Annotated in this window: 27 protein-coding genes and 2 tRNA genes; 10 read left to right on the top strand and 19 right to left on the bottom strand. The window is 65.8% G+C overall.

Translation table 11 applies throughout. The features are described 5' to 3' along the window. Position 1 precedes the first annotated feature (1 nt). The 5 genes from QX070_RS22775 to QX070_RS22755 form a co-directional block, all read right to left on the bottom strand. Complete coding sequence (locus QX070_RS22775; RefSeq protein ID WP_315739340.1) at positions 2-865, bottom strand: branched-chain amino acid ABC transporter permease; 864 nt, start codon at positions 863-865, stop codon at positions 2-4. Positions 866-942: 77 nt separating this feature from the next. Then, entirely contained in the window at positions 943-2,166 is a 1,224-nt protein-coding gene (locus QX070_RS22770) for an ABC transporter substrate-binding protein (protein ID WP_315739339.1), read from the bottom strand. Between the two features lie 104 nt (positions 2,167-2,270). Beyond that, complete coding sequence (locus QX070_RS22765; RefSeq protein WP_315739337.1) at positions 2,271-3,017, bottom strand: ABC transporter ATP-binding protein; 747 nt, start codon at positions 3,015-3,017, stop codon at positions 2,271-2,273. Next, positions 3,010-3,765 (bottom strand): ABC transporter ATP-binding protein, encoded by a 756-nt coding sequence (locus QX070_RS22760; RefSeq protein ID WP_315739336.1) that lies wholly within the window; start codon positions 3,763-3,765, stop codon positions 3,010-3,012. Before QX070_RS22760 ends, QX070_RS22765 begins: the two co-directional genes overlap by 8 nt. Before the next feature lie 313 nt (positions 3,766-4,078). Further along, positions 4,079-4,435, bottom strand: coding sequence for an ArsC family reductase (locus QX070_RS22755; RefSeq protein ID WP_315739334.1), 357 nt, complete (start codon positions 4,433-4,435; stop codon positions 4,079-4,081). Between the two features lie 219 nt (positions 4,436-4,654). Here QX070_RS22755 and QX070_RS22750 point away from each other — a divergent pair, with 219 nt between their 5' ends. After that, positions 4,655-4,849: a hypothetical protein gene (locus QX070_RS22750; RefSeq protein WP_315712501.1), complete on the top strand. Its 195-nt coding sequence runs from the start codon at positions 4,655-4,657 to the stop codon at positions 4,847-4,849. Between the two features lie 48 nt (positions 4,850-4,897). On the opposite strand, the gene QX070_RS22745 is transcribed toward QX070_RS22750, so the two are convergent. After that, complete coding sequence (locus QX070_RS22745; RefSeq protein ID WP_315739333.1) at positions 4,898-8,197, bottom strand: DEAD/DEAH box helicase; 3,300 nt, start codon at positions 8,195-8,197, stop codon at positions 4,898-4,900. Positions 8,198-8,316: 119 nt separating this feature from the next. Beyond that, on the bottom strand, positions 8,317-8,907 hold the full coding sequence (locus QX070_RS22740) for a histidine phosphatase family protein (protein ID WP_315739332.1): 591 nt from the start codon (positions 8,905-8,907) through the stop codon (positions 8,317-8,319). 113 nt (positions 8,908-9,020) lie between these two features. On the opposite strand from QX070_RS22740, the gene QX070_RS22735 reads away from it, so the two are divergent. Together QX070_RS22735 and QX070_RS22730 are read left to right on the top strand one after the other, a co-directional pair. After that, positions 9,021-9,695, top strand: a complete 675-nt coding sequence (locus QX070_RS22735; protein WP_315739331.1) for a hypothetical protein — start codon at positions 9,021-9,023, stop codon at positions 9,693-9,695. Then, positions 9,692-10,096 carry a hypothetical protein gene (locus tag QX070_RS22730; RefSeq protein WP_315739330.1) on the top strand — a complete coding sequence of 135 codons (405 nt, stop codon included), beginning with the start codon at positions 9,692-9,694 and terminating at the stop codon, positions 10,094-10,096. The genes QX070_RS22735 and QX070_RS22730 overlap by 4 nt, the downstream gene beginning before the upstream one ends. A 30-nt stretch (positions 10,097-10,126) precedes the next feature. Here QX070_RS22730 and QX070_RS22725 read toward each other — a convergent pair whose 3' ends face one another. Both QX070_RS22725 and QX070_RS22720 read right to left on the bottom strand, forming a co-directional pair. Further along, positions 10,127-11,107 (bottom strand): oxygenase MpaB family protein, encoded by a 981-nt coding sequence (locus QX070_RS22725; protein ID WP_315739329.1) that lies wholly within the window; start codon positions 11,105-11,107, stop codon positions 10,127-10,129. After that, positions 11,104-11,808 (bottom strand): glutathione S-transferase N-terminal domain-containing protein, encoded by a 705-nt coding sequence (locus QX070_RS22720; RefSeq protein ID WP_315739328.1) that lies wholly within the window; start codon positions 11,806-11,808, stop codon positions 11,104-11,106. The genes QX070_RS22725 and QX070_RS22720 overlap by 4 nt, the downstream gene beginning before the upstream one ends. A gap of 124 nt (positions 11,809-11,932) precedes the next feature. Here QX070_RS22720 and QX070_RS22715 point away from each other — a divergent pair, with 124 nt between their 5' ends. Further along, complete coding sequence (locus QX070_RS22715; RefSeq protein WP_315739327.1) at positions 11,933-12,310, top strand: hypothetical protein; 378 nt, start codon at positions 11,933-11,935, stop codon at positions 12,308-12,310. Between the two features lie 2 nt (positions 12,311-12,312). On the opposite strand, the gene QX070_RS22710 is transcribed toward QX070_RS22715, so the two are convergent. The 3 genes from QX070_RS22710 to QX070_RS22700 form a co-directional block, all read right to left on the bottom strand. Beyond that, on the bottom strand, positions 12,313-12,540 hold the full coding sequence (locus QX070_RS22710; protein WP_315739326.1) for a hypothetical protein: 228 nt from the start codon (positions 12,538-12,540) through the stop codon (positions 12,313-12,315). 79 nt (positions 12,541-12,619) lie between these two features. Beyond that, positions 12,620-13,699 carry an Acg family FMN-binding oxidoreductase gene (locus QX070_RS22705; protein WP_315739325.1) on the bottom strand — a complete coding sequence of 360 codons (1,080 nt, stop codon included), beginning with the start codon at positions 13,697-13,699 and terminating at the stop codon, positions 12,620-12,622. 570 nt (positions 13,700-14,269) lie between these two features. After that, the gene (locus tag QX070_RS22700) at positions 14,270-14,575 is read right to left on the bottom strand and encodes a hypothetical protein (protein ID WP_315739324.1); all 306 of its coding nucleotides are present in this window, start codon (positions 14,573-14,575) and stop codon (positions 14,270-14,272) included. A gap of 256 nt (positions 14,576-14,831) precedes the next feature. On the opposite strand from QX070_RS22700, the gene QX070_RS22695 reads away from it, so the two are divergent. From QX070_RS22695 to QX070_RS22685, 3 genes are all read left to right on the top strand, one after another. Next, positions 14,832-14,906, top strand: a tRNA-OTHER gene (locus tag QX070_RS22695). A gap of 1 nt (position 14,907) precedes the next feature. Continuing rightward, positions 14,908-14,986: transfer RNA gene (locus QX070_RS22690), tRNA-Trp, on the top strand. 93 nt (positions 14,987-15,079) lie between these two features. After that, positions 15,080-16,420: a TROVE domain-containing protein gene (locus QX070_RS22685; RefSeq protein ID WP_315739323.1), complete on the top strand. Its 1,341-nt coding sequence runs from the start codon at positions 15,080-15,082 to the stop codon at positions 16,418-16,420. 58 nt (positions 16,421-16,478) lie between these two features. Here QX070_RS22685 and QX070_RS22680 read toward each other — a convergent pair whose 3' ends face one another. After that, complete coding sequence (locus tag QX070_RS22680; protein WP_315739322.1) at positions 16,479-17,483, bottom strand: glycerophosphodiester phosphodiesterase family protein; 1,005 nt, start codon at positions 17,481-17,483, stop codon at positions 16,479-16,481. Positions 17,484-17,648: 165 nt separating this feature from the next. On the opposite strand from QX070_RS22680, the gene QX070_RS22675 reads away from it, so the two are divergent. Continuing rightward, positions 17,649-17,828 (top strand): hypothetical protein, encoded by a 180-nt coding sequence (locus tag QX070_RS22675; RefSeq protein ID WP_315739321.1) that lies wholly within the window; start codon positions 17,649-17,651, stop codon positions 17,826-17,828. 787 nt (positions 17,829-18,615) lie between these two features. Here QX070_RS22675 and QX070_RS22670 read toward each other — a convergent pair. After that, positions 18,616-18,960 (bottom strand): Lin0512 family protein, encoded by a 345-nt coding sequence (locus QX070_RS22670; protein WP_315739320.1) that lies wholly within the window; start codon positions 18,958-18,960, stop codon positions 18,616-18,618. A 260-nt stretch (positions 18,961-19,220) separates the two neighbouring features. On the opposite strand from QX070_RS22670, the gene QX070_RS22665 reads away from it, so the two are divergent. Together QX070_RS22665 and eutC are read left to right on the top strand one after the other, a co-directional pair. After that, entirely contained in the window at positions 19,221-20,606 is a 1,386-nt protein-coding gene (locus QX070_RS22665) for an ethanolamine ammonia-lyase subunit EutB (RefSeq protein ID WP_315739319.1), read from the top strand. Continuing rightward, positions 20,606-21,397 carry an ethanolamine ammonia-lyase subunit EutC gene (gene eutC, locus QX070_RS22660; RefSeq protein WP_315739318.1) on the top strand — a complete coding sequence of 264 codons (792 nt, stop codon included), beginning with the start codon at positions 20,606-20,608 and terminating at the stop codon, positions 21,395-21,397. The genes QX070_RS22665 and eutC overlap by 1 nt, the downstream gene beginning before the upstream one ends. Before the next feature lie 20 nt (positions 21,398-21,417). Here the strand turns inward: eutC and QX070_RS22655 are convergent, their stop codons facing one another. The 5 genes from QX070_RS22655 to QX070_RS22635 are packed head-to-tail and all read right to left on the bottom strand — an operon-like array spanning position 21,418 to position 26,016. Further along, positions 21,418-22,137 (bottom strand): ABC transporter ATP-binding protein, encoded by a 720-nt coding sequence (locus QX070_RS22655; RefSeq protein WP_315739317.1) that lies wholly within the window; start codon positions 22,135-22,137, stop codon positions 21,418-21,420. Beyond that, positions 22,130-22,885: an ABC transporter ATP-binding protein gene (locus QX070_RS22650; protein ID WP_315739316.1), complete on the bottom strand. Its 756-nt coding sequence runs from the start codon at positions 22,883-22,885 to the stop codon at positions 22,130-22,132. The genes QX070_RS22655 and QX070_RS22650 overlap by 8 nt, the downstream gene beginning before the upstream one ends. Continuing rightward, the gene (locus tag QX070_RS22645) at positions 22,882-23,883 is read right to left on the bottom strand and encodes a branched-chain amino acid ABC transporter permease (RefSeq protein WP_315739315.1); all 1,002 of its coding nucleotides are present in this window, start codon (positions 23,881-23,883) and stop codon (positions 22,882-22,884) included. Before QX070_RS22645 ends, QX070_RS22650 begins: the two co-directional genes overlap by 4 nt. After that, a complete protein-coding gene (locus tag QX070_RS22640; protein ID WP_315739313.1) occupies positions 23,883-24,755 on the bottom strand; it encodes a branched-chain amino acid ABC transporter permease in 873 nt (290 codons plus the stop codon). The genes QX070_RS22645 and QX070_RS22640 overlap by 1 nt, the downstream gene beginning before the upstream one ends. A gap of 10 nt (positions 24,756-24,765) precedes the next feature. Beyond that, positions 24,766-26,016 carry an ABC transporter substrate-binding protein gene (locus QX070_RS22635; RefSeq protein WP_315739312.1) on the bottom strand — a complete coding sequence of 417 codons (1,251 nt, stop codon included), beginning with the start codon at positions 26,014-26,016 and terminating at the stop codon, positions 24,766-24,768. Positions 26,017-26,024: the final 8 nt, after the last annotated feature.

The following is a 26,024-nucleotide window of genomic DNA, read 5'->3' as shown; positions in this document are numbered from 1 at the left end:
GTCAGGCCGCCCGTCCGGTCAGACCCGTCGGCTTCACCAGCAGCACCAGGACCATCAGAACGAAGACCACGGTGTTGGAAGCCTCGGGATAGAAATATTTGGTCAGTCCCTCGATCACACCGAGCAGGAAGCCGGTGATGATCGAGCCCATGATCGAGCCCATGCCGCCGATCACGACCACCGCGAACACCACGATGATGATGTGCTCGCCCATCAGGGGCCGCACCTGGTTGATCGGCGCCGACAGCACGCCGGCGAGGGCCGCGAGCCCGACGCCGAGGCCGTAGGTCAGCGTGATCATGCGCGGCACGTTGATGCCGAACGCCCGCACCAATGTCGGATTCTCGGTGGCGGCGCGCAGGTAGGCGCCGAGCCGGGTCCGCTCGATCAGGAACCAGGTCGCCAGACAGACGACCAGGGAGAATATGACGACCCAGCCGCGATAGACCGGCAGATACATGAAGCCGAGATTCATGCCGCCACGGAGCTGATCCGGGATCGCATAAGGCAGGCCGGACGAGCCGAAGAAGTTCTGGAACACGCCCTGGATGATCAGCGCCAGTCCGAACGTCAGAAGCAGTCCGTAGAGATGGTCGAGCCCGGCGATCCATTGCAGCATGGTGCGCTCGAGGATCATGCCGAAGACGCCGACGATGATCGGCGCCAGCAGCAGCGCCCACCAGTAATTGATGCCGCCGAGGTTGAGCAGGAAATAGGCGCAGAACGCGCCCATCATGTAGAGCGCGCCATGGGCGAAATTGATGATGTTGAGCATGCCGAAGATGACGGCAAGCCCGAGACTGAGCAGCGCGTAGAACGAGCCGTTGATCAGTCCGACCAGGAGCTGTGCGTAGAGGGCCTGCATCGTCTTGTTCTGTTTTCTCTCGGCGTTTCCCAGAAGATGGCGGCCCCGGCGACGTCAGCCGCCGGAGCCACAGCGGTTCATTTCTTCAACAAGGCGCACGCGCTCTTGTCGAGCGGCGTGAAGGCCTGGTCGCCCGGTACCGAGCCGACCAGCTTGTAGAGATCCCACGGGCCCTTGGACTCCGAGGGCTTCTTGACCTCGAACAGATAGGCGGTGTGGATGGTGCGGCCGTTGGGCTGGATCTCGCCCTTGCCGAACAGCGTATCCTCGGTCGGGATCGACTTCATCTTGTCGACGATCTTGGTGCCGTCGTGCGGGTTCTCGCCCAGCGCGTCCAGCGCCTTGAAGTAATGCGCGAGACCGGCATAGACGCCGGCCTGGACCATGGTCGGCGGCGCGCCGTTCTTCATCCGCTTGGCGAACCGCTCGGAGAAGGCGCGGGTCTGGTCGTTCATGTCCCAGTAGAAAGTCTCGGTGAAGTTGAGGCCCTGCGCGATGTCGAGCCCGATCGACTTGACGTCGGTCAGGAACAGCAACAGCGCGGCAAGCTTCTGGCCGCCCTTATTGATGCCGAACTCGGCCGCCTGCTTGATCGTATTGGTGGTATCGCCGCCGGCATTGGCGAGGCCGATGACCTTGGCGTTCGACGACTGGGCCTGCAGCAGGAAGGACGAGAAGTCGGAGGTGTTGAGCGGATGCTTGACGCCGCCGATCACCTTGCCGCCATTGGCGGTGACGACCGCCGTGGTATCGCGCTCCAGCGCGGCGCCGAAGGCGTAGTCCGCCGTCAGGAAGAACCAGGTCGAGCCGCCCGCCTTGACCAGCGCCTGGCCGGTGGTGTGCGCCAGCATGTAGGTGTCGTAGGTCCAGTGCACCGTGTTGGGCGAGCACTGCGCGTTGGTGAGATCCGAGGTCGCAGCGCCCGAATTGATGTAGACGCCGTTCTTTTCCTTGACGACGTTGTTGACGGCGAGCGCCACGCCCGAGTTCGGCACGTCGACGATGGCGTCGACCTTGTCGACGTCGAACCACTGCCGCGCGATCGCGGTGCCGATATCCGGCTTGTTCTGGTGATCGCCGGAGATGACGTCGATCTTCCAGCCCTTCGCGGTGAGGCCGGAATCCTCGATCGCCATCTGCGCCGCGAGCGTCGAGCCGGGACCGCCGAGATCGGCATATAGGCCCGACTGATCGGACAGCGCGCCGATCTTGACGGTCTTGTCGCCGGCCGAAGCGACGCTGCCAGCGGCGAGAGTGAGCGCCGTTCCCAGCAGCAATGACGCGATGAATTTGCTCTTCATTTCCAACTTCCAGAACTTTCCAACAAAACTGCCAAGAAGACCGTAGAGAAGACCATAGAGAAGACCGCGGGAGGAAACCGCCAAGTCAACGTCGCCGGCGCCGGTCAGACGCCGAGATAAGTATGCAGCTTATCCATGTTGGCCGACAGATCGGCATTGGCGAAACCGTCGATGACCTTGCCGTGCTCGACCACGTAGTAGCGGTCGGCGACAGTCGAGGCGAAACGGAAGTTCTGCTCGACCAGGAGGATCGTGAAGCCTTCCTTCTTCAGCCGCGCGATGGTGTGGCCGATCTGCTGGATGATGACTGGCGCGAGACCCTCGGTCGGCTCGTCCAGCATCAGGAAGCTGGCGCCGGTGCGCAGAATGCGCGCGATCGCCAGCATCTGCTGCTCGCCGCCCGACAGCTTGGTGCCCTGGCTCTTCAGCCGCTCCTTCAGGTTCGGGAACAGCTCGAAGATCTGGTCGAGCATGAGCCCGCCCGGCCGCACCACCGGCGGCAGCAGCAGGTTCTCGCGCACGTCCAGGCTGGCGAAGATGCCGCGCTCCTCCGGACACAGCGCGATGCCGAGCCGCGCGATCTTGTCGGAGGTCATGCGGATCAGCTCGCGCCCGTTGAACTGGACCGAGCCGGTGCGCTTGCCGATGATTCCCATGATCGACTTCAGGGTCGTGGTCTTGCCGGCACCGTTGCGCCCGAGCAGGGTGACGACCTCGCCGGCATTCACGTTGAAGTTCATGCCGTGGAGAATGTGGGATTCGCCGTACCAGCTCTCGAGATTCTTGACGTCGAGAATGGTGCTGGTCACAGCGCCAGCGGTGGGCGTCTTGGCCGTCATCACCTCAGGCATGTCCGGCCCCCAGATAGGCTTCCTTGACGCGCTCGTCCTTGGCGAGCTCCGAATACGGCCCTTCCGTCAGCACCTGGCCGCGCGTCAGCACGGTGATGGTGTCGGAGAGGTTGGCGACGACGCTGAGATTATGCTCGACCATCAGGATCGTGTATTTGGCGGAGATGCGCTTGATCAGCGCGGCGATCTTGTCGATGTCCTCGTGGCCCATGCCGGCCATCGGCTCGTCCAGCAGCATCATCTCCGGATCGAGCGCCAGCGTGGTCGCGATCTCCAACGCACGCTTGCGCCCATACGGCATCTCGACCGCCGGAATGTTGGCGAATTCGCTCAAGCCCACGTCGTTGAGAAGCTCCAGCGCCCGGTTGTTGAAGCGGTTCAGAACGCTCTTGGAGCGCCAGAAATCGAACGACGAGCCATGCTGGCGCTGCAGGGCGACGCGGACGTTCTCCAGCGCGGTCATATGCGGAAACACCGCCGAGATCTGGAACGAGCGGACCAGGCCAAGACGCGCCACGTCGGCCGGCGCCGTCGCCGTAATATCCTGACCCTTATAGAGAATCTTGCCGGCCGACGGCCGCAGGAACTTGGTCAGAAGGTTGAAGCACGTCGTCTTGCCGGCCCCGTTCGGGCCAATCAGCGCATGAATGGTGCCCCGGCGGATCTTGAGCGAAACATCGCGAACGGCAAAAAATCCCGCGAATTCCTTCGTCAATCCGTGGGTCTCGAGAATGAACTCGTCAGCCAAAGATTCCCCCCAAGCCGGCGCCTTCAGCGCCTGGCCCTCGCTTCTTCCTGTACGGCGGCTCTGCCGGACGACTGGACGATTCCTCGCCGCCACCCGCGACCGCTTCGCGCCGGAATATGCCGTCAATCGAGGGAGTTAGGCAAGGCGGAAAGCTGGGCAACGGCGTCGCAAGGCGGCCGACGCACCTTGCGTTGAAATCACCTGCGATTTCCCGCTGACATAGAAAATCATACCGCCAGCATTTTCCTGCACGCGCGCGCTGCAAAGGCGGCGGGCGCGGCCCGCGAGACGGCGCAGCGATGATCGTCTCCAACTACTTCGCGGCCTTCAGGTCCTTTGCATAGAGATCCGGCTTGAAGCCCACCACGCGGCGGCCGCCGAGATCGAGCACCGGGCGTTTGATCATCGAAGGCTGCGCCAGCATGAGCGCGATCGCCTTGCTCTCGGTGAGTCCGTCCTTGTCCGCGTCGGGCAATTTCTTGAACGTCGTGCCGGCGCGATTGAGCAGCACCTCCCAGCCGAGCTCGTCGCTCCATGCCTTGAGTTTAGCCTTGTCGATTCCGGCGGTCTTGTAGTCGTGGAATTGGTAAGCGACGCCGTGATCGTCGAGCCAGGCGCGCGCCTTCTTCATCGTGTCGCAGTTCTTGATTCCGTAGATCGTGATGCTCATGCCACGCGTCCTCAAACAATCGTATCCGACCGCGGCGGATGTCCCACGTTGCGACAATCGGCCGTGCATTTTGCCGTGCGATTCACCCGCTTTTGATGCGGCGGACGCCACTCGTTCCGCGGTCGGAATTCACTCCGACCTTTGCCACGAAACTGTCGGCTGAGCATTACATTTTCTTCGCATCCCCGGCGTATCTGGCCCACGAACAGGAGACCGCGAATGGGCAAGATCATGGTACGTTGTCCGCAGACCGGCCGCAGCATCGAGACAGGGATGGAAATGGACGCCGCGCGCTTTCAGCGCATGCCCGTGTTCTTCTCGCGTGCCTACTGCCCGCACTGCCGCATCTACCATGAATGGTTCGCTGCCCATGCCTGGGTCGAGGAGACGCGCGAGCGTATCGCGCTGGCTTGACCGCACTCAAGTTGACGGATGCTGGCCGCCACGCATCTCCACCCGACATCAAGACAGCAGAGCAGCGATATCCTCCTCCGTCAGCGCCTTGCCGATATTGCCCTCGCGATCGAACAGTGAATCAGCCAGCGCCTGCTTGCGCAGCTTGAGCTCACCGATCTTCTCCTCGATCGTCCCGGCCGTCACCAGGCGATAGACGAAGACCTTCTTGTCCTGGCCGATGCGATGCGCCCGGTCGATCGCCTGCGCCTCGACGGCAGGATTCCACCAGGGATCGTAGATGATGACGGTATCGGCTGCCGTCAGGTTGAGGCCGACTCCGCCGGCCTTCAGGCTGATCAGGAACACCGGGCTGTCTCCCCTCTGAAACGCCTCGATCGGCCGCTTGCGATCGCGGGTGTCGCCCGTGAGCAGCTCGTAGGCGATGTCAGCCGCCTCGAAACGCTCCTCGATCAGGGAGAGCATCGAGGTGAACTGCGAGAAGATGATGATCTTGCGCCCCTCGCTGAGCAGTTCCTCGACCATCTCAATCAGCCGGTCCAACTTGGCCGAGGGGCGCTCGACCTTGTCGTCGAGCTTCACCAGCCGCGGGTCGCAGCAGACCTGGCGCAGCCGCAGCAGCGCTTCGAGCACGACGATGTGGCTGCGCGCGAGACCACGTTCGTCAAGGGCTTTGCGCACCTTCTTCGCCATCGCCGCGCGGATCGAATCATAGAGATCGCGCTGCTTGCCGTCGATCGCGACGGTCTCCACGATGTCGACCTTGGCCGGCAGCTCGGACGCAACCTCCTCCTTGGTCCGCCGCAGCAGGAACGGCTTGACGCGGCGGGTCAGCGCCGCCGCCCGCATCGCATTGCCTTCTTTCTCGATGGGCGTGCGCCAGTTGCGCGTGAACGCGGTCTTGTCGCCGAGATAGCCGGGGTTGACGAAGCTCATGATCGACCAGAGCTCGCCGAGATGGTTCTCCATCGGAGTGCCCGTCAGGCAGAAGCGGTGGCTGGCCTTGATCGCATTGAGCCAGCGCGTCGTGGCGGCATTGGGATTCTTGATGGTCTGCGCCTCGTCGAGAATGGCCATGTGCCAGTCCCGTCCCAGGATGAGCTCATGGTCGCGCGCGATCAGCGGATAGGTGGTGAGCACGACGTCGTGCTCCGAAATCTGCGCGATCAGCTCCTTGCGAGCGGCGCCGTGGAACACCAGGACCTTCAGGTCAGGAACGAACTTGCTTGCCTCGTTGAACCAGTTCGTCATCAGGCTGGTCGGCGCGACGATGAGCACGGGCCTCGCCAGCGCGCCGCGCGCCTTCTCGAGCGCGAGCAGGGCCAGCACCTGGACGGTCTTGCCGAGGCCCATGTCATCGGCCAGCACGCCGCCGAGGTTGGCCTGCCGCAGGAGATCGAGCCAGGCGACGCCCTGCCGCTGATAGGGGCGCAACGTGGCGGTGAAGCCGGCCGGCAGCTTCAATTCATCCGGCCGATGCTGCCGCACCAGATCCGCGAGCCGGCGCAGATCATCGGGGCCCTTGAATGCGCCCGGATCGTGCGCCAGCAGCGGCACGAGCTGCGCACGAGACAGCTTGAGCTTGCCCGACGCATCCAAGCCGCCGCCGCTCAGCCGCATCGTCTGCAGCGCCAGCAGAACCGGCAGGAAGCGGCCGGCCGCCAGCGCCAGGTGCCGTCCGTCGGGCAGCGGCACATACATGTGCTTGGCTTCGGCATCGGCTTCGGACAGCGCATCGAGAATGCCGGGCTGCGCGAGCAGCCGCGCCAGCAGCTCGGCCAAGTCATGCGGCCGGCCATCGATGTCGATCTTGAAGCCAAACTCGAACCAGTCGATTCCGGAGCCCTCGATCTCCATGTCGACGAGACCGGAGGACTCCGCCAGCCGGTACGGAAAGTCGTCATCGATGCGGATCTCGAACCCCTGCTCGCGCAACGCATCGAGCTCGAGATGCACGAATTGCAGCCAGCGGCCTTCGTCCTCGAAGGTCAGATCGTCCGCGTGACCGCCGAAGCTGTAGGTCTGGACCTTTCTGAGTGGAACCAGGCCGAGCTCGCTCAGCCGTTTGGACGACTTTCGTTCGTCCGCCTTGGCGCGGGTGACGAGATGCACCCGGCCGTCTTGGAACGCCTCCACCTCGTTGCCACCGCTGTCGGGCTCGATCTCGATCGGACCGTAACGGAAGCCCGCGCGGACCACGCCGAGTGGAAGCCCGCTGGTGTGGACGCCGCGAAAGCCATAGCCCGGATAGGGTCCGCGGCGCAGATGCAGGATGGGCGTCGGCTTGGCCTCGATCTCGACGACCTCGGTCGGCCGCGACGGCAGAAGGGCGCTATCCAGCGAGGGCAGCCGCTGGCTGAGATGTCGGGAGACCTCGCCGATCAGTGCCTTCGGCAGCGTTGGCGCACTCAGCAATTGGTACGCCGTTCGCGGCTCGATCCCCGGATCGACCTCCCCGACGATGCCGCGTGTCTCCTCGGCATAGACAGGCGGCTCGGCATGCAGAGCAAGCACGCCGTCGACCACGAGCCTTGCGCCGATGCCTTTCAGGCCGACCGGCTGCCATTCGATGCGGCCATCGCGCTTGTCGCCCCAGCGCAGCAGCGGCCCGGCATGATCGCGCCAATACGCCCGCCCGGTCTCGACGATGCGCTTCAGCAGCGCGGCAGAGCCGATCCGGAAGGCCGACGCTCCGTCGAGAAAGACTTGATGTCCGAGCCGCGCTGTGATGTCGATATCGCTGTCGCGGTAGAATGCCGGCGCCCGCCCGGCGCCTCCCCGCACTTGATCGACTTTCGAGAACACGTCGGCGAAGCTGTCGTCCTTGCGCAGCCGGACCGACCACAGCCGGACGACCGGATAGGCAGCGCCTCCGGACTCGGAATGGGGCTGCACGCCATAGATCAACCTCTGCCTCACCTCGGGAGGATAGGTGTCGCCACGGCTGACCGTGCCGATCTTGTCCAGCCAGGCGGCGATCTCCGGCGGCAGCACCAGCGGGCTCGCCTTCCTCGCCGTCTTTGCCGGTGTCCTCAGGTCCACGTCGTCCTCGAGGGACGGCTCGATCGCTTCCAGCAGCACCGCCGCGACGTGCTTGCAGTTGTGCTGCATCGGGCAGGTACATCTCCCGGAGACATCCAAACGACCGTGCTTATCCCGGGCCAGCTCGATCTCGACCTCGTACGGCCAGGATTGCGATCCCTGCACCGACGCCGCCAGCTCCCGGCCGTCCTCGCTGATCTCGAGATCGAGAACGCCTCCGCGAAGCTGCAGGTGCTCCGCCTTCTGAAAGGCAGCATGGCTGAAGAAGGAGCGGATGGCCTGGGGCTTTTTGAAAGGAAGCGGCATTGCATGGAGACCTGACGCACGCGATCGCGCGTCCCACGGATCGATGTACCATGATCCGGGCGGCAGCATCGCGCCGCCCCTTCTAGCCTGGGGATATCTCCGGCGAGGCGCTCAGTGGCTCACTCGTCCTTCGGGTCGCTCTGCAGCGGCTTGTTGGAATCGCCTAGCATCAGGCAGGGGTACAATTCCGTGAACTTGAAATCTGCCTCGCCGGCGGCGCGATCGAAGCGCAGCACGACGTCGAACCGCTTGCCCGACCAATGGGGCGGCAATTGCCCGGCGTTGCTCACCGGCAGACGCGGCAGGATATCGGAGATGATTGCCTTGTGCTCCCACGCCACCAGCGCGGTGCCGGACAGCGCCAGCAAGGCTTCGACCAGCCCAGCCTCCTCTCCCTTCGCGAACGACGTATCCGGCTTGGCGAGACCGACGCGCGCAGCCAATTCGAGTACCGTCTCATAGGGCCGGCGGCTCGGGTCGGAGCCGTCCTCGGCGCTGTCGGGATCGGCGGCGTAGATCGCCTGCGGCGTCGGATAGGACGCGCCGCCCAAGCCGCTGCCGAACAGCGCCGTCCAGGCCCCTGCCCGCTCCCAGCCGAAGATGACCAGCGACTTCGAATCCGGCTTGCCCTCGTAGGTCAGGCCCGGACCTGTCGCGTCGCCGTCAGGCTTCTCGGCATGACGGATGATCAGCAGCGTCAGCGCGTTCATCGGCAACCTCTCAGGTGGCATCATACGGCCGCCAAACGGAATTGCCACTTGAGATTGCAATCGTGGGACCGCATCATGAGATCTTTCCAACCAGGATTCATTTCAGATGAGCATTGGACCGGCTCTGGGATGTCTGGACGCGCAAGCAGCAGCGGCTCAAGCTTCCCTACCTGCCGCAGGGCGCCGACCTGAAGACGTTCTCCGACGAACCGTTCCTGTTCTACGCCGATGGCAAAGGCGGCTATGTCGGACCGAGCAAAGCGGGCGACTACATATCGACCGATCGCTTCGACTACGACTATGCGCCGGGCTTCGGTGAGGACATCGTCAATCCGCCCGCGGTCGCCTCGGCGCCGCAGGCCAAGCCGCAGCAGGGCTCGGTCAAGGCCAATGTGGGCACGGTGAGGATCCCCGGGGATAGGCTCGACGCGCATCTGGCGGCAGCGCGGCCGCAGCCGCTGATGGCGCAGATCACGCTGCCCCGCCCGAGCGGCTATTCGACCGTGCGCGAATTCGACGTCCTGGTCAACGCGCCCGCCAACGTCACCAAGGTCACGGCTGACAGCCCGTATTATGCAGGCACCATCGCCTTCTTCGGGTCGATGATGCCGGGCATGGCCATGACCATGGATGCGACCTTCGCGGTGCCGCTGCCGACCGAGCGGGAGGCCTTCTCCGCCCTGCGGGCCGCGCCCAACCAGCCCCTGAGCATCCGCGTCGTGCCCTCGGGCGGCGTCGGCACTGCGCCGACGCTGAAAGCGCTCTCGGTCGGACCGCTGCGCCCATGAACGGGAGGCGCGCCGCGCTGCGGGCCTGCGCCGTGCTGTTATGTGCCGTGCTGCGGCCGGCCTCGTCCTTGGCGGCGGAGCCGTTCAGAGCCATCGATCTGGTCCTGCCGCGGCCATTGGATGCGAGCGACGCTCCAGTCGTCGAGATCAGCCTGGGCGCACTGGGGCGAGGCCAGGAGGTGACGGTGACGACGGCGTCTGGGATGCCGCTCGGGACCATCTCGCCATTCGGCCTTCGCACTGGTGCGGAGGCCGGGACCTACGCGCTTCCGGTGCCGAAGGAGGCGATCAAGGGCGGGCGGCTGTCGATCCGTCTCAGCATCAGCCAACCCGGCGGCAGCCGCGCGCCGACGCCGCAGGAGGTTCGCGGCGTCACGCTCAAGCTCGCTCCACGGCCATGATCCGTCGTCTGCGCCGCAAGCGCGCCGGGCTCAGACCGTCCCGCTCCGCGCACGTTCTGCGCGCTGTTCGAACGGGCTCGCCATGCTGGGCTGTCCGATCCAGACGCGGTTGAGCAGCCGCGTGAACGGCGGACACGTCGTCCCCTCGATGCGCGCCATCGCCTCCTGATAAGGGCCGACGGTGCGCAATCTCTCCGGCAGCACCGCATAGGCGCGCGGCAACCAGACTCGAGCTCGCGCGGCGCTGCGGCGTTCGCGCTCGCCATAGGGCAGCGCGAAGGCGAGCCGCAGCCGCTCCGGCAACATCTCGGCCGTCAGCGCCGCGAACCAGCGCGGCGGTGCGATCCAGGTCGCCTCGCCCGAGAAGATGCGCTGCGCGATGTCGCGCGCGGCCGTGCTGACCGTCAGCGTCTCCGATTCCATCATGTCGGCCGCATAGGCCTTGAACCCCCCCCAGTCCGGCGGCAGCACCTCATGCGGAATCCCGAACAGACCGGCGAAGCGCATCGCCTCACGCCAATATTGCTCGCGCTCGTCATCGCCGAGCGGCGGACACAACAGGCCGTAGGACATCATCGCAGTCTCGACCAGGGTGGCATGGACCCAGCGCAGCGCGTCGACGTCGTTGGCGCGATAGTGCGAGCCGGCGGCGAAGGGTCCGACCGTCTCAGGCATGACGCCGTCGACCGCGGCGTGACGCCGATACAACCGCCGCGCCACGGCAACCGCCTGCGCGCGCGTGCCGAACACCATGGTGTAGACGATGCCGAAGGTGCGGTGGAAACGGCCGAGCGGATCGGCGAACACCTTCGACTGCTCGGCAACGCCCGCCGCCACCCAGGGATGGGCGAGCTGCAACAGCAGCGCGCGGCCTGCGCCGAGAAACAGCGCGGCCTCGCGATGCACGCGCCACATCACGCTGTCGGACGGCAGCACGGCGTCGCCCGGCGTGGCCGGCGCGGACAGCAGCTCGGCCATGCAACGTTCGAAATCGGCCTCGCTGACGATCACGGCCGCTGCGGGATCTCCAGCCCGCGCTGTACCGCCGGCCGCGCCAGCCCGCGCTCGAGCCAGGCCGGAACATGCGCGAGCTCATCGAAGGCAGTGAGCTCGCGCGCGCCGTAGAAGCCGATCAGGTTGCGCACCCAGCCGAGCGTCGCGATGTCGGCGATGGTGTAGTCGGCGTCCATGATCCACTGCCGGCCATCGAGCCTGTCGTCGAGTACGCCGAGCAGCCGCCTGCTCTCCGCGACATAGCGCTGCAACGGCCGCTTGTCCTCGTACTCGCGGCCGACGAATTTGTGGAAGAAGCCGAGCTGCCCGAACATCGGACCGATGCCGCCCATCTGGAAATGCACCCACTGGATCGTCTGCCAGCGCCGCGCCGGATCGTTCGGCAGGAATTGTCCGGTCTTCTCGGCAAGGTACTGCAGGATTGCGCCGGATTCGAACAGGCCGAGCGGCTGGCCGCCGGGACCGTCGGGATCGATGATCGCGGGAATCTTGCCGTTCGGATTGAGCGAGAGGAATTCCGGGGTCTTCTGGTCGTCCTTGCCGAAATCGATCGTGTGCGGCTCGTAGGCCAGGCCGGTCTCCTCCAGCATGATCGAGACCTTCACCCCGTTCGGCGTCGGCAGCGAATAGAGCTGGATGCGGTCGGGATGCTGCGCCGGCCAGCGCGTGGTGATCGGGAAGCTGGAGAGATCGGACATCGTGGCTCTTGCTCGCTTTGTCGCTGAGGCCTCAATCTAACCCCGTGAGCCGCCGCTGCAAGGTTCGATGCGGAACCGCATGCGGCCGACGGTCTTATGTTGCTGCATCGTGCAGAAAGCCAGCATGCCGAGCCCGACCTACCAGTTGATCATGCAGGCGATGATCACACGCCAGCAGGTGCTGTGCATGTATGGCGGCTTCGCCCGCGCGATCTGCCCGATCATCCTCGGCCACACCGCCGGCCGCGAGCGCGTGCTCGCGTTCCAGTTCGCGGGCGGCGCGAGCAGCGGCCTGCCGCCGGGCGGCCAATGGAAGTGCTTCGATGTCGCTGACATCAGCGAGGTCGAGCTGCGCCAGGGGCGCTGGCATTCGGGGCGCAGCCACCGCCAGCCGCAATACTGCGTCACCGACGTCGAGCTCGACGTCAATCCGAACAGCCCCTACGACCCGAAACGACCGATCGCGACGCCGCAGAGCGGTAAGCTTCGGCGGAAGCGCTGACGCTACTGCGGCTCGCGCAGACGCACGCGCAGCAGCGCCGGCAGCTTCGACGTGGCGTCATGCTGCGCGAGCTTCGCCGCGACCCGGCGCATCAGCGACGACGCGCCCTGCTTGGCAAACACCTTCATGCCGCGATAGCTGAAATCGACCACCACCTCATGATGGCGCATGCCCTTGCCGCCCTTGACCAGGCCAAGATCGCGCACCAGGCAATAATGCCCGTCGCTCATGCGTGCAAATCGGGTGTTCTCGAACATGCGCCGAAGCAATGCACCGAGTCGCAAATCCGTCAAGATTGACAGGAACGACTCATGAACTCAGCACATCGGCAACGCGTCGCCGCGGCGAGAAGGGCAGCGCCGGCCCGTAGCCGAAGCGCAGCACGAGATCCGGCCGCCGTGTCGTTCCGACCACGCGCGCCAGCTCTGGCCGCAACGCGGCCACTTCGACCGGCTGGTTGATAAAGGCGAGCTTCAGGCCCAGCCGCGTTGCTTCGAGCGCGAAGCGCTGGCACGCCTGCCCGGCCCTGATCCAATGCGAGGCATCGGCCTGCTCGGCGGTGAATACGGCGACACCGGCCGATGAGCGAATCTGCCGCGCGTATTTGTCGTTCTCCGATGCTGCATTGAAGAGCCGATCGAAGGCGAGGCCACCGAGCGCGGTCGGCAATGACGGGTTGCCGCTAGCAGCCGCGAACAGCCCGTCGCCGGTCTCGATCGCGCTGCGCGGATTGAACCGCAGCCAGCTCTTCAGTTCGCGCATGAACGCCGCATCGCGCATCTGCGCATCATTGCCGGCGACGACGAGATCGCGGATGGCGGCGATCGCGGTGGGAGCCGTGATGATCGCGAGATCGACGCCTGGCATGGTTGACGCGGCCTGCAGTGCGGCGAGATCGCCTGACGGCACCGGTCGTCCGTCATACTCCGCGCGCGTCGACTGTCTGCGGACGATTGCCGCAAGCCGCGCGTCGTCATGCGCCGTGCCGTTCGTGAAGCTGTACCGCACCGTCCGGCCGTCGCTGCTGAGCTCGCCCGGACGGCCGCTCGCATCCGCGGCGATCGCGAGATTGGCGGCCGCGCAGCCCAGGCTGACGAACAGATGATGGTCGTCCGGATCGACCACCGGCGTGCGGCGTGACGGATCGGGCATGATCTCGATCGCATCCTGCGCTACGCGAAAGCGCCAGGGCTGCGTGTTGTGGCTGTTGGCTGCAAGCGTCGCGTAGCGGATCACCGAAGTGATATCGGGCGACAGCGGCGCGCGCAGTCGGGCGCTATACGTCTCATAGTCGTGCATCGTCCCCGTGATCGCGCGCCAGGATGCCGCGCCGAGCGAGGCGGCAGCAATCGCGCTCCCCGTTCCTAACAATACCGTCCGCCGGTTCATAGCAAACACGCCTGCATTTTCCGCTGCAATCGAGCCAAGGATGACAATACGCCGGCATCGCATCGGCGCGTTGTTGCAGATCAAGGCCGCCGCAGCCGGCAAAGAAGTTCGAAGACACGCTGTTGACAGCCCCAACAAAGCGGCGTATGTCCCGCGGCCTCGCGAGCGACTGCGCCCGCGACAAACATGAGCGAGACGATGTCCTTCGGCTACGAACACTTCATCCGCACGTCCAACGGCGTCATGCCGGTGGATGGCGCACGCCATGCTCGGGGGAGCGGTCTTGCTTGAGGCAAGATCAACAGTCCGCATCACACGGACCCTCCCGAGCCAGCCGCTCCGGAGGGTTTTTTGTTGCCCTCACGCGAGCGGCCTGCACGGCGAAACCAACGGAAGTCCCGGCTGTCAGCCGGAACGGGAGACCCGGATCCCGGGGCTCGCGCAGGTGATGCGCGTGCCCGAGCGCGCGGGGCCTGTCGGAGGGAACGAGGCGGCAACGCCGGACACCGATGACAGAGCGAGCTTCCTTGGAGCTCGCAACATGCGGCGCCAACGCGCGCCGCAGACAAGCTATTTGAATTCCCGGTCGTTCGCGGCCGGGAGCTGCTGGTGGTGAAGATCGCGGGTCCTTCGCGCCAATGCGGCCACGCGCCGCCTTCGATCGATCGTACCGTGGAATCCGTCTAGCGAGATGGGTGAGTCGCGGGTTGCGGTGAGGCTGATGCCAAGCCTGCGTTTCGATCGTCGTATCTCCGTGATCGGCTGTTCCCCAGCATGCCATCCATCGTCGCCCGGCAACCGCCGGGCGGCCAAGGCGGTGGTGAAGATGTCTGTTACTTCGTTGAAACCGAGCGCCCAAGCGGGCAGCAACAGCATCGCCCCTTCCCCGCCGAACGTATCCACGAGCCGTGGTGAAGACGACTGTTACTTCGCCTTCCACGCCAGAGGTCGCGGGTTCGACTCCCGCCCGGCGCCATGCCGGTAGCTCAGAGGTCAGAGCGCTGTCCGGTCCATCAGCGACCGGGTCTCAGCCGTCGCCTGTTCCCGGCTCGTGATCCATCTCAACTGATCGTCTTCGAACAGGCGGTCAGATCGTTGCGGCGCAGACGTCTGCTGCGCCACCTTCTTCCACGCGCCGTGGTGAAGAGTGCTGATACTTCGATTGCGGATCGAGAGGTCGTGGGTTCGAGTCCCATCCGGCGTTCCATGCGCCGGTAGCTCAGTGGCAGAGCACTATCCGCTCCACGCCGGTGGAGCGGAGCTCAGCATTCGCCCGTTCCCGGCGCGTGGTCATCTGTGACGCGTGGTCTCCGCACGAGATCACGCGTGACGTCCCTTCCACCCGTCATCAACCAAGATCACCCCAGAGAGGAGGCCATCATGGTCAGGCTCAACAAGTTCCTGCGCGCCTTCACCCATGAGGGTGCGCCGTCCCGGCAGCTCGCGCCCGAGCAGGCACTGCAGCGTACGCTGCTGAGCTGCCTGCTGTGGGAGGACCAGTTCTACGAGGACGGTGTGTCGGTCGCCGAGCGCATCAAGGCGCTGGTGCCGCAGGTCGCGCCGCGCGAGGCGGCGCAGCTCGCGGTGCGCGCGCGCGAGGAGATGAAGCTGCGGCACGCGCCGCTGCTCGTCGCCCGCGAGATGGCGCGGCTGCCGGAGCACCGTGCGCTGGTCGCCGAGACGCTGGCGCGCATCATCCAGCGGCCGGACGAGATGACCGAGCTGCTCGCGATCTACTGGGCGGACTCGCTGGGTCCGCAGCAGCAGCGCAGGCGGCAGCCGGTGTCGGCGCAGGTCAAGAAGGGGCTGGCGAAGGCGTTCACGAAGTTCGACGCCTATCAGCTCGCGAAGTATGACCGCGAAGGACCGGTGCGGCTCCGCGACGTCCTGTTCCTGGTGCACGCCAAGCCCAGGGATGCCGCCCAGGAGGCGGTGTGGAAGCAGCTCGCCGCAAGCGAGCTGCCCTCGCCCGACACCTGGGAGGTCGCGCTGTCGAAGGGCGCGGACAAGCGCGCAAGCTTCGAGCGGCTGCTCGCCGAGAAGCGGCTCGGAGCGCTGGCGCTGTTGCGCAACCTGCGCCTGATGCGAGAGGTCGGGGTGCCGCGGGCAACCATCGCAGCCGCGATCGAGACGATGCGGACGGACAGGATCCTGCCGTATCGGTTCATCACGGCGGCGCGGCATGCGCCGGACTTCGAGCCCGAGCTCGAGCAGGCGATGCTGGGCGCGATCAAGGGCTACGCGCGGCTGCCAGGTCGCACGCGGCTCCTGATCGACGTCTCGGGATCGATGTTCGCGAAGCTGTCCGCGCAGTCAGAGATGACGCGCGCGGAGGCTGCGTGCGGGCTCGCGATCCTCGCCCGCGAGGTCTGCGACGAGGTGGAAATCTTCACGTTCAGCGACAAGGTCGTGAAGGTGCCGCCGCGCCGTGGCTTTGCGCTGCGCGATGCGATCCTCGGGTCGCAGCCGCATTCCGGGACCTATCTCGGCCGTGCGGTCGGCGAGATCGACCGCAAGGGAGACCGCCTGATCGTCTTCACCGACGAGCAGAGCCACGATGCGGTGCCGTCGCCCAAGGCGCGCGGGACCATGGTCAACGTGGCGTCGTACCAGCACGGGGTCGGTTACGGACCCTGGACGCGGGTCGACGGCTTCTCCGAGGCCGTGATCGCCTGGATCGCGGCGCAGGAGGAGACGCTGCGAGGCGCCACCCTGCACTGACGACAACGGACCCGGACGCGTCACAGACGCGCCCGGGTCTCCTTCCCATGCTGCGCGGTTACGGCCGGCTCGATTGATCTCCTTGCGGAGCGCGCTTCAGGAGCGGCGCCACCGTTTCGATCTCGTCCGTCATCACGCCCCCAGCGAAGTTCTTGGGCAACCGGGCGATGTCGTCCGGCGAATCCAGTCCGGTGGAGAATGTCTCGCCATGATAGGCACCGACCACGAAGACGCTGCTTCCTCCTTGTGCCATGCGCTCGAGGAAACGGTCTGGCCAGCCCCAGAGCCACGGCGCGACATTGACCGGGACCAGCACCATCATGTTCCGGCATGCGGACGGCACCAGCCCCGTCCAGCCATATCCGATATATCGCAGCAGGCAGCTCTTCAGCATGCCGCGCGACATCACCTTCAGCTCCGGCTGCGCCGCCCCGAGCGCCGCGATCGGCGCATCGCCACCATACACCATCAGCCGCCCGCGTTGCGCACCGTCGATCGGTGCAAGTGCCGCGGCAAGCAGCCGGCCCTCCGCCGGATCGTTGCTCTTGACGTTGATCAGGAACGACTTGTCCGGAAAGGTCGCGAGCACGTCGTCCAGCGACGGCATCAGGCCGACGCCCTTGCCGCGGAATGGATAGGTGCGGCCGCCATCGGCGGTGTAGCCATAACCGATGTCGAGCTGCCGCAACGCCGTCATCGCATGCTCGCGCGTGACGCCCTTGCCATCGGTGCGACAGTCGAGCGTCCAGTCATGGAACACCGCGAACTGGCCATCGGTGGTTGGGTGCACGTCGAATTCCACGATATCGGCGCCGGCCAGGAAGCTCGCGCGCATGGAGGCGATGGTGTTCTCGAGATAGTCATGCGTCGGCGGCAGCATGCGCGCCGCGGTGCAGGTGTCAGAAGCCAGGCCGGTGCGATCGAATTGCTGCGACAAACCGCGATGAGCCAGAACGATCGCCTGTCCAGCAGTCTTCGACACCAGCAAGCCGGTGTTGTTGACGAACATGAAGCCGACGCACAGCAATGCCGTCACGCCGGCGCATTTCCAGAATCTGCTCATACCCCGCCAATTCCGTGACGATTCGAGCCGAATTGCGTCCAACCCTCGTGGGTGCAAAAGCTCTCCCGCGGGGATCACGCATTCTTGCATCCGGCACGCCGATCGCGAGCCTGCATCAGAACGGTCGTCGCCGAACTTCGGCTGGCTGCTGCAGGCGTCGTTGCGTTGTCCGCCGCCAAGCCATTCATGTTCGCCGAAGACCGATTGTCGGAGCTTGCCGGACTCCTCGGCATTCCCCACGCAAATGCCCTCGACAGCTATCGATATCTCGCCAATGGCGAGGGCGCGTCCGGTGTTCTGACGCTCATCGGGCCCGATGGCAAAACCGAGATCCGCCTGCCCTGACGAGCTGGACCGGCGCGATCCGGCGAACTCATTTCGAGCTGACCCTGCGCGCACGGGCCGTTCCGTGGCGTTCGAAGGACGGACGCAACTGTCGTGTCGCCATGCCCGGAACGATCTCCCGAGCAACGGAACTTGCCCGTCGGGCGACTCAAAGGGCGTGGATTCGCGCGGCGAGTCGCAGCCGCGACATCGGATCAGCCTCTCGCGGACTCACGCCGGAGATTTTTTCCGGCAACGCTCTCAATGCGTTCGCCGGTGTCAGTCAAACGCAGGCCAGATTTCCCTTTCGCTTTTTCGGAATCTATGAAACACTGCGCCCATCCCGCCTCGCCATGAGGGGCGCTTCGCGATCGTCACGAACGTGGAGGCGGGATGCGATGGGCGCAGCTCTGCCGCAGCATGGTGTTGCCGTGCGGACGAACGGCAGGATGCGCCGGCGAAATCGTGTGGTCCTGGCCTCCCGATGCTGAGGTCAAGCCGGCTGAGATGATCAGCAGGCGACGGGGGCAACAAAGCCCGGTCCCCGAGGAGAGCGCGTATAAGCCGGAAAACCGTTGCGCAGGGAAGGCCGGGATCGTCCGGCTGAGCCTGTGGTTCCTGCCCCGTGCACTTCTTCACGCACGGGGGCCGCGGGTATCAGCGGATACCCGGCCTTCCCTGCGCCCTCTGTTCAAAGAGGGACACCGTACGATCATCACCCGGGCGCGCAACGCGCCGCGGGATCGCGATGACATGCTGTTTGACATTCATATCAGAACGCCACGCGCATGACCCCTGCGCGAGAGCGTCACTTGCCGTCGTCGAGATGGACCAGCACCGCCGCGTTGGCGATGATGATGGCGTCGCTGCCGGCCTCGGCCGGAATCTCCAGCCCACCTTTGACGGCGGTCACGGTCACCGTGCCATAGGGCAGCTCCTTGGCGACCGCGGCGGTGTCGACAGCCTCCGGATCGGGAACGCCGATGGTGACGTCGACGAGCATGTCCTGCGGCGTCTTGCCGACCATTCGGAAGAAGCCGAGGCTGGAATGGCGGATCGCGTCCGACACCGCGCGCCTGGCGGCCTTGGTGGCGTCGCGGCCATGGACGTCGACGCCCATGCCCATCTCGGTGACGCAGCGGATCCGCGTCATGTCAGGTTCCTCTCGGGTTGCGTTGTCGCTTGGCGCGCGACCTTAGCCGACGCCGCCGCCGACGCAACCCGCACGAAATCGACGGCGACGCGCGGCAAAATGGTCATCGGATGCGGACACATATCGTGCATGATGTCGCTCTGCGCGGTGCTGAGAAAGGTCCTCGATATGACGTCCTCTTCCGCTCTCCCGTCCCGACGATCCGCCGTGATCGACCGGGCCGCCGAGACTGATCGCGGCAGCCGCTGAGGAGAGCACCAATGGGTTTTTCACACACGCTGGGCGGCACGCGCTATCGGTTCGACGACCTCAGAACCTTGCTTGCGAAGGCAACGCCGTTGCGCTCGGGCGACGTCCTGGCAGGCCTCGCCGCGCAGGATGCCGCCGAACGCGTCGCGGCACGGATGGCGCTCGCCGAGCTGCCGCTGCGCCATTTCCTCAACGAAGCCGTCATTCCCTACGAGAGCGACGAGGTCACGCGGCTGATCGTCGACCAGCATGACGGCAAGGCGTTCGCCCCCGTCGCAAGCCTCACGGTCGGCGACTTCCGCGAATGGCTGCTATCGGATGCGGCCGACGCAGATGCACTCAGCGGCGTATCGCCAGGGCTGACGCCGGAGATGGTTGCTGCGGTCTGCAAGATCATGCGGCTGCAGGACCTGGTGACGGTCGCGGCGAAATGCGAGGTCGTGACGCGCTTCCGCTGCACCATCGGCCTGCCGGGCCGGATGTCGACGCGGCTGCAGCCCAACCACCCGCTCGACGATCTCAAGGGCGTCGCGGCCTCGATCCTCGACGGGCTGATGTACGGGGTCGGCGATGCAACGATCGGCATCAACCCGGCAAGCGACGACGTCGACACGATGGTACGGCTGCTCGACTTGATCGAGACCTTGCGGCTTGCCTCGCATGCACCGATCCAGTCCTGCGTGCTGGCCCATGTTACGACCGCGCTGAAGGCGATCGAGCGCCGCGCGCCGGTCGATCTCGTGTTCCAGTCGCTGGCCGGCAGCGAGGAGGCCAATCGCGGCTTCGGCATCACGCTGTCGCTGCTCGACGAGGCGCTCGCCGCGGCCGAAGGCCTGCAGCGCTGTCCCGTCGGTGGCAACGTGATGTATTTCGAGACCGGACAGGGCAGCGAGCTCTCCTCCGGCGGCCATTGCGGCGTCGACCAGCAGACCTTGGAAGCTCGCTGCTACGCGGTCGCGCGGCGCTATCGGCCGCTGCTCGTGAACACCGTGGTCGGCTTCATCGGTCCGGAATATCTCTACGACGGGAAGCAGATCATGCGCGCGGGCCTGGAGGATCATTTCTGCGGCAAGCTGCTGGGGCTGCCGATGGGCTGCGACGTCTGCTACACCAACCACGCAGAAGCCGACCAGGACGACATGGATGCGCTGCTGACCCTGCTGGGCGTCGCCGGCTGCACCTACATCATGGGTGTGCCGGGCGCTGACGACATCATGCTGAACTATCAAAGCACCTCGTTCCATGACGCGCTCTATGTGCGCAAGGTGCTTGGCAAGCGCGCGGCGCCGGAGTTCGAGGCCTGGCTCGCGGCCACCGGCCTCAGCGATGCCAAAGGCGAGCTGCGCTTCGAGCCGGCGCGGCTGATGCCGGCGCTGCCGCTGCTGGAGGCCAAGTGATGAGCGGCTCCGACGAGAGCAACTCGCCGGCAACTTCGTCATCGGACGATTGGCGCTGGCTGTCACGCTACACCGAGGCACGGATCGCGTTGGGACGCTGCGGTCCTGGCCTGCCGACGTCGGCACATCTCGGCTTCCAGGCAGCCCATGCCGAAGCGCGCGATGCCGTGCTGAAGCCATTCGATGCCGAGCGCTTTGCGGCCGAGGTCACCGCGCATGGCTGGCCGGCGCTTGCCGTGCACAGCCGCACCGCCGATCGCGCGACCTATCTGCAGCGCCCCGACGCAGGCCGCCTGCTCTCGCCCACGTCGGAAGCGCTGCTGTCGGAGCCGCGCGCGCCGGCCGACATCGTGCTGGTGGTCGCCGATGGCCTGAGCAGCCGCGCGGTGCAGGTCAACGCCCTGCCCGTGCTCGATGCGCTGATGCCGCGCCTGGTTGCAACCGGCCGACGGCTGTCGCCGGTGATCGTTGCTTCGCAGGGCCGCGTCGCGCTCGCCGATCATGTTGGCGAGCTGTTCGGCGCGTCGGCCTCGATCATCCTGATCGGCGAGCGCCCGGGTCTGAGCGCCGCCGACTCGCTCGGCCTCTATCTGACCTGGATGCCACGCCGCGGCCGCGTCGATTCCGAGCGCAACTGCATCTCCAATGTCCGCCAAAGCGGGCTCGCGCCGGCGGATGCGGCGAGACAAGCCGCCGAGCTGCTCGAACGCATGTTCCGTCACCAGGCTGCCGGCGTCAGCCTCGCCCGGCTGCCGCAGCTGCCGGCGCCGGATGGAGATGGCGCGTCATGATGCCGGCGCAGTCCGAAGCATCACACCGCGCAATAGCGGTCCTGGATATCCTTGTCGGCCAGCAGCGCCGCGGCGCTGCTCTCATGCACGACCTCGCCCTGGTCGATGATGACGGCGCGATCGGCGAGCCGCAGCGCCCATTCGACGTTCTGCTCCACCAACAGCAGCGTCTTGCCCTGGTCGCGCAGCCGCCGGAACAGCACGCCCATCTCCTCGACCAGCACCGGCATGATGCCTTCGGAGGGCTCGTCGAGCAGCACCATCCGCGGCCGCGCGATCAAGGCGCGGGCGATCGCCAGCATCTGCTGCTCGCCGCCCGACAGCGTGACGCCTTCCTGGTCCAGCCGCTCGTTCAATCGCGGAAAGGTCTCCGCAATCTCGGCGAACGCCGCGCGCTCCTCGATGTCGGCCTTGGCCGCGACGAGCCCGAGCCGCAGGTTCTCGCGAACCGACAAGCCCGGCACGATGCGGCGCTCCTCCGGCACATAAGCGAGCCCGAGATGAAAGCGCTTGTGGGCCGCAAGCGGCAGCAGATCATGGCCGGCAAAGCGCACGCGCCCCGCGGCCCGGGGCATCAGCCCCATGACGGTGCGCAACGTCGTGGTCTTGCCGGCGCCGTTGCGGCCGACCAGCGCGACCACCTCGCCCTCGTTCACGCGCAGCGAGATGCCGTGCAGGACGTGGCTGGCGCCATACCAGGCCTGAACGCCGTCGAGCTCGAGCAACGCGGTCTCAGCCATAGCCTTCACTCTGTCCCAGATAGACCCGGCGCACGTCGGGGTTGGATCGGATGTCCTCTGGCTTGCCATCGGCGAGCAACCGGCCGTGATGCAGCACCAGCACTCGCTGGCTCAGGCCCAGCACCATCTTCATCTTGTGCTCGACCAGCAGCACCGTGCGCTTCTCCGCCAGCCGCTCCAGCAGCGCCACCATCTCCTTGGTCTCTTCCGGACCCATGCCCGCCGTCGGCTCGTCCAGCAGCAGCAGCTCCGGCTCGGACACCAGCGCAATCGCGATTTCCAGCGCGCGCTGCTGGCCGTGGGCCAGATACTTCGCAAGCTCGCCGCGCCTGCCGATCAGGCCGACGGCAGAGAGCGCCGCATCAGCGCGTTCGCCGAGCTCGGCAAGATCCGCGCGCTTGCGCCAGATGTCGTAGCTCACCCGCATCGCCTGGGCGGCGACCCGGACATTCTCGTGGACCGACAGGTCGGGAAAGATGTTGGTGATCTGGTACGACCGCGAGATGCCCTGATGTACGAAGCGATGCTGTGGCAGACCGTTCAGCTCGCGGCCCTTGAAGCGCAAGGTGCCACTGCTCGGCGACAGCGTGCCCGAGAGAATGTTGAAGAAGGTGCTCTTGCCGGCCCCGTTCGGGCCGATGATCGAGGTCAGCTCGCCGGCCGCGAACGCGACGGAGATGCCTTCGAGCGCGACGAAGCCGCCGAAGCGACGGCCGATCCCGTCCGCGCGCAACAACTCGGTGCTCATCGGCGTTGCCTCGCGATCGGCAGCACATCGAGGAACGTGCCCCAGATGCCCTTGGGCAGGAACAGCACGAACACGACAAAGATGGCGCCGACCACGATCTGCCAGTGCGGCGTCCACAACGACACGACGTCCTCCAGGATCAGGAAGACCGCGGCGCCGACGAACGGCCCGAAGAAGCTGCGTGCGCCACCAAGCAGCACCATCATCACGATCATGCCGGAGGTCTGGTAGTGCAGGATGTCGAGCGGAACGATGGACAAATGCAGGGCCGACATGCAGCCGCCGACGGCGGAGATGGCGCCCGACAGCATGAACACGATCAGCTTGCAGCGCTCGACGTCGTAGCCGCACGCCCGCGCGCGCTGCTCGTTCTCCCTGATCGCCTCGATGACCGCGCCGAACGGCGAGTTGAGGATGCGCGACTGAACCCAGATCGCGATCGCCGCGAGCACCATCAGCACGTAATATTTGTTCACGGGATCGAGGAAGTTGATCTGCGCGCCGAACAGACCGATGTGGTCGACGGTGAAGCCACGCAGCCCGTTCTCGCCGCCGGTGAAGGAGGAGGCCTGCAGCGCCACGTAATAGACGAGTTGCGCCAGCGCGAGCGTGACCATGGAGAAATAGATGCCGCGGGTGCGCGTTGAGATGGTTCCGATCAATGCGGCGAGCGCCATGCTCGCCGCGATCGCCAGCGGCACTGCGGCAAACCACGGCAGGCCCCAGCGGCCGATGGCGATGCCGGTCAGATACGCGCCGGTGCCGAAGAAGGCGGCGTGGCCGAACGACAGCAGCCCGGTGTAACCGAACAGCAGATTGTAGCCCATCACCACGACACCATAGATCAGGACGTTCACGGCGAGCGCCTTCGACGGCAGCAGCCAGGGCAGCAGCGCCAGCGCGACCAGCGAGACCAGCACGCGGTGATCCGCGAGAAGCGCGAAGAGGCGCTGCGCCTGATGGAGCGGCGGTGCCTCGCCGGTCGACTGCACCGTCATCACGCTCTCCCCCTGAGGCCGAACAGGCCCTGCGGCCGGATCAGCAGGACCGCGGCCATGAGCGCGAACATCACGATCGTCGCCATCTCGGGCGCGAACAGCGCGACCATGCTGATGCAGATCCCCACCATCAGCCCCGCGACCACGGCACCCACGATCGAGCCGAGGCCGCCGATCACGGTGACGACGAAGGCTTCCGCCAGCACCAGCGTTCCCATCTCGGGATTGACGCTGCGCATGGGTCCCGCCAGCACCCCGCCGAGCGCGGCAAGGCCGACGCCGAGGCCGAAGATCGCGAGCCACACCTTGCTGATGTCGACCCCGAGCACCCGCATGATCAGGGGATCACGGGCGCCGGCCCGCACGATCAGGCCGACCCGGGTCTTCTCCAGGATCATCCAGAGCACCAGCAGCACGACGGCGACCAGCGCGATCACGAACAGACGATATTTGGGAAAGAAGCCGACGCCGAGATCGACGACGCCGATCAATTGGGACGGCGTTGGAAACGGAATGCCGTCGCTGCCGAACACGATGCGCACGCCCTCGACCAGGATGTAGCTGAGGCCGAAGGTGAGCAGCAATGGATCATCGATCGAGCGGCCATACAGACGTCGGACCAGGACGAATTCGATCAGCATGCCGAACGCGCCGACCAGAATTGGCGCGAGTAGCAAGCCCCACCAGAAGCTACCGGTCAGCGATGCCAGATACAGACCGGCATAGGCCCCGATCATGAACAGCGCCCCATGGGCGAAATTGACCACGCCGAGCATGCCGAACACGATGGTGAGGCCGAGCGCAGTGATCACCAGCACCGCCCCAAGGGCGATGCCGGAAAACAGCTGCATGATGATCAGCGAGAGGTCCATGCGATCAGGATCAAGTCGGGTGGCCGAGTTCGCTGCAGCTTCGCAGCATCTCGTCCGCCCCTGGATCGCTGGCCACGATCGCGAACAGGTCGTTCTCGTTCGCCATCGCCGACTTCTTCTTGGATTCCAGCACCAGCACCGACTGCACCGACTGGTGGTCGCATTTGCGGTAATGCTGCGGGCCCTTGGTCAGATCGTATTGCAGTCCCTCCAGCGCCGCGACGACCTTATCGGTCTCGGTGCCGCCGGCGGCCTGCATCGCCTGCAACAGCGAGCCGACGCCGGAGTAGCCATAGGCGCCGTAGTCGGTCGGGATCGCACCGCCATTGGCGGCCCGGAACGCCTTGTTGAACTCGGCCGCGGTCTTGTTCTGTGTCTCGAGACCCCAACAATAGTTGGCGCCGCCGACGACGCCCTCGAACACGTCGGGACCGACGGCGAGGCGCTGGTTGTGCAGGATCACGGGCACCACGATCTTCATCTGCTGCTTGATGCCGAAATCCACCGCCTGCTTGATGGCATTGGCCTGGTCACGACCGAAATTGCTGATGCACAGCACGTCCGGGCGCAGCGACATCAGCCGCGGCATGAAGGTCGAATAGTCGGCCGCACCGAACGGATGCAGGATCTCGCCGACGCTCTCGGCACCGATCGCGGTCTGCGCCCGCTTGAAGCCGCGCAGCATCTCATGGCCATAGGCATAGTCGGCCACGAGATGGGCGACCTTCATGCCCTTCTTGATGGTCTGGCGGGCCACGGCCGCCGTGGTCATGTGCGGGTTCAGCGCCTCGTGGAAGGTGTATTTGCTGAAATCCTTGGCTTCGTTGATGGTGTCGGACTGGCTGATCGACACGTAGATCACGCCGCGCGCCCGCGTCACCTCGTTGACGGCGAGCTGGACGGCGCTGGAGAGCGCCCCGACGATGGCGTGGACCTTGTCCTTCTCGATCAGCTCGAGCGTCCGCGTCGCCGCTTCGCCGGCATTGAGCTTGTCGTCACGCACCAGGAGCTCGACCTTGCGGCCGGCGATCCCGCCCTTGTCGTTGACCAGCTTGACCGCAAGCTCGGCGCATTTGACCTGGTCGCGGGCCTCGGCTGCGAACGGGCCGGTCAGCGGCGTCGGAAAGCCGATGCGGATGGTGTCATCGGCGGCGCGTCCCAGGCGCGGCATCGCGAGCGTGGCGACACCTGCCGACATCCCCATCAGCGCCGTACGGCGGGATATTCCTGTGCGTCGCAGCCTCGTCTCGTAGTTTGGCATGATCTCCT

Source organism: Bradyrhizobium sp. SZCCHNR1093 (genome assembly GCF_032381175.1).
Taxonomy (GTDB): domain Bacteria; phylum Pseudomonadota; class Alphaproteobacteria; order Rhizobiales; family Xanthobacteraceae; genus Bradyrhizobium.
Note: the sequence above shows the minus strand (reverse complement) of the source record. Positions and strands in the feature narration are given on the sequence as shown.

Excerpts from the sequence above, each read along its gene's own strand:
- QX070_RS22685 (WP_315739323.1), top strand. The coding sequence starts at position 15,080 with ATGGTCAGGCTCAACAAGTTCCTGCGCGCCTTCACCCATGAGGGTGCG.
- QX070_RS22775 (WP_315739340.1), bottom strand. The coding sequence starts at position 865 with ATGCAGGCCCTCTACGCACAGCTCCTGGTCGGACTGATCAACGGCTCG.
- QX070_RS22740 (WP_315739332.1), bottom strand. The coding sequence starts at position 8,907 with ATGAACGCGCTGACGCTGCTGATCATCCGTCATGCCGAGAAGCCTGAC.
- QX070_RS22670 (WP_315739320.1), bottom strand. The coding sequence starts at position 18,960 with ATGACGCGGATCCGCTGCGTCACCGAGATGGGCATGGGCGTCGACGTC.
- eutC (WP_315739318.1), top strand. The coding sequence starts at position 20,606 with ATGAGCGGCTCCGACGAGAGCAACTCGCCGGCAACTTCGTCATCGGAC.
- QX070_RS22650 (WP_315739316.1), bottom strand. The coding sequence starts at position 22,885 with ATGAGCACCGAGTTGTTGCGCGCGGACGGGATCGGCCGTCGCTTCGGC.
- QX070_RS22655 (WP_315739317.1), bottom strand. The coding sequence starts at position 22,137 with ATGGCTGAGACCGCGTTGCTCGAGCTCGACGGCGTTCAGGCCTGGTAT.
- QX070_RS22765 (WP_315739337.1), bottom strand. The coding sequence starts at position 3,017 with ATGCCTGAGGTGATGACGGCCAAGACGCCCACCGCTGGCGCTGTGACC.
- QX070_RS22755 (WP_315739334.1), bottom strand. The coding sequence starts at position 4,435 with ATGAGCATCACGATCTACGGAATCAAGAACTGCGACACGATGAAGAAG.
- QX070_RS22640 (WP_315739313.1), bottom strand. The coding sequence starts at position 24,755 with ATGGACCTCTCGCTGATCATCATGCAGCTGTTTTCCGGCATCGCCCTT.
- QX070_RS22750 (WP_315712501.1), top strand. The coding sequence starts at position 4,655 with ATGGGCAAGATCATGGTACGTTGTCCGCAGACCGGCCGCAGCATCGAG.
- QX070_RS22700 (WP_315739324.1), bottom strand. The coding sequence starts at position 14,575 with ATGCTGTTGCTGCCCGCTTGGGCGCTCGGTTTCAACGAAGTAACAGAC.
- QX070_RS22705 (WP_315739325.1), bottom strand. The coding sequence starts at position 13,699 with ATGAACCGGCGGACGGTATTGTTAGGAACGGGGAGCGCGATTGCTGCC.
- QX070_RS22730 (WP_315739330.1), top strand. The coding sequence starts at position 9,692 with ATGAACGGGAGGCGCGCCGCGCTGCGGGCCTGCGCCGTGCTGTTATGT.
- QX070_RS22745 (WP_315739333.1), bottom strand. The coding sequence starts at position 8,197 with ATGCCGCTTCCTTTCAAAAAGCCCCAGGCCATCCGCTCCTTCTTCAGC.
- QX070_RS22635 (WP_315739312.1), bottom strand. The coding sequence starts at position 26,016 with ATGCCAAACTACGAGACGAGGCTGCGACGCACAGGAATATCCCGCCGT.
- QX070_RS22720 (WP_315739328.1), bottom strand. The coding sequence starts at position 11,808 with ATGTCCGATCTCTCCAGCTTCCCGATCACCACGCGCTGGCCGGCGCAG.
- QX070_RS22645 (WP_315739315.1), bottom strand. The coding sequence starts at position 23,883 with ATGACGGTGCAGTCGACCGGCGAGGCACCGCCGCTCCATCAGGCGCAG.
- QX070_RS22715 (WP_315739327.1), top strand. The coding sequence starts at position 11,933 with ATGCCGAGCCCGACCTACCAGTTGATCATGCAGGCGATGATCACACGC.
- QX070_RS22770 (WP_315739339.1), bottom strand. The coding sequence starts at position 2,166 with ATGAAGAGCAAATTCATCGCGTCATTGCTGCTGGGAACGGCGCTCACT.
- QX070_RS22665 (WP_315739319.1), top strand. The coding sequence starts at position 19,221 with ATGGGTTTTTCACACACGCTGGGCGGCACGCGCTATCGGTTCGACGAC.
- QX070_RS22710 (WP_315739326.1), bottom strand. The coding sequence starts at position 12,540 with ATGAGCGACGGGCATTATTGCCTGGTGCGCGATCTTGGCCTGGTCAAG.
- QX070_RS22680 (WP_315739322.1), bottom strand. The coding sequence starts at position 17,483 with ATGAGCAGATTCTGGAAATGCGCCGGCGTGACGGCATTGCTGTGCGTC.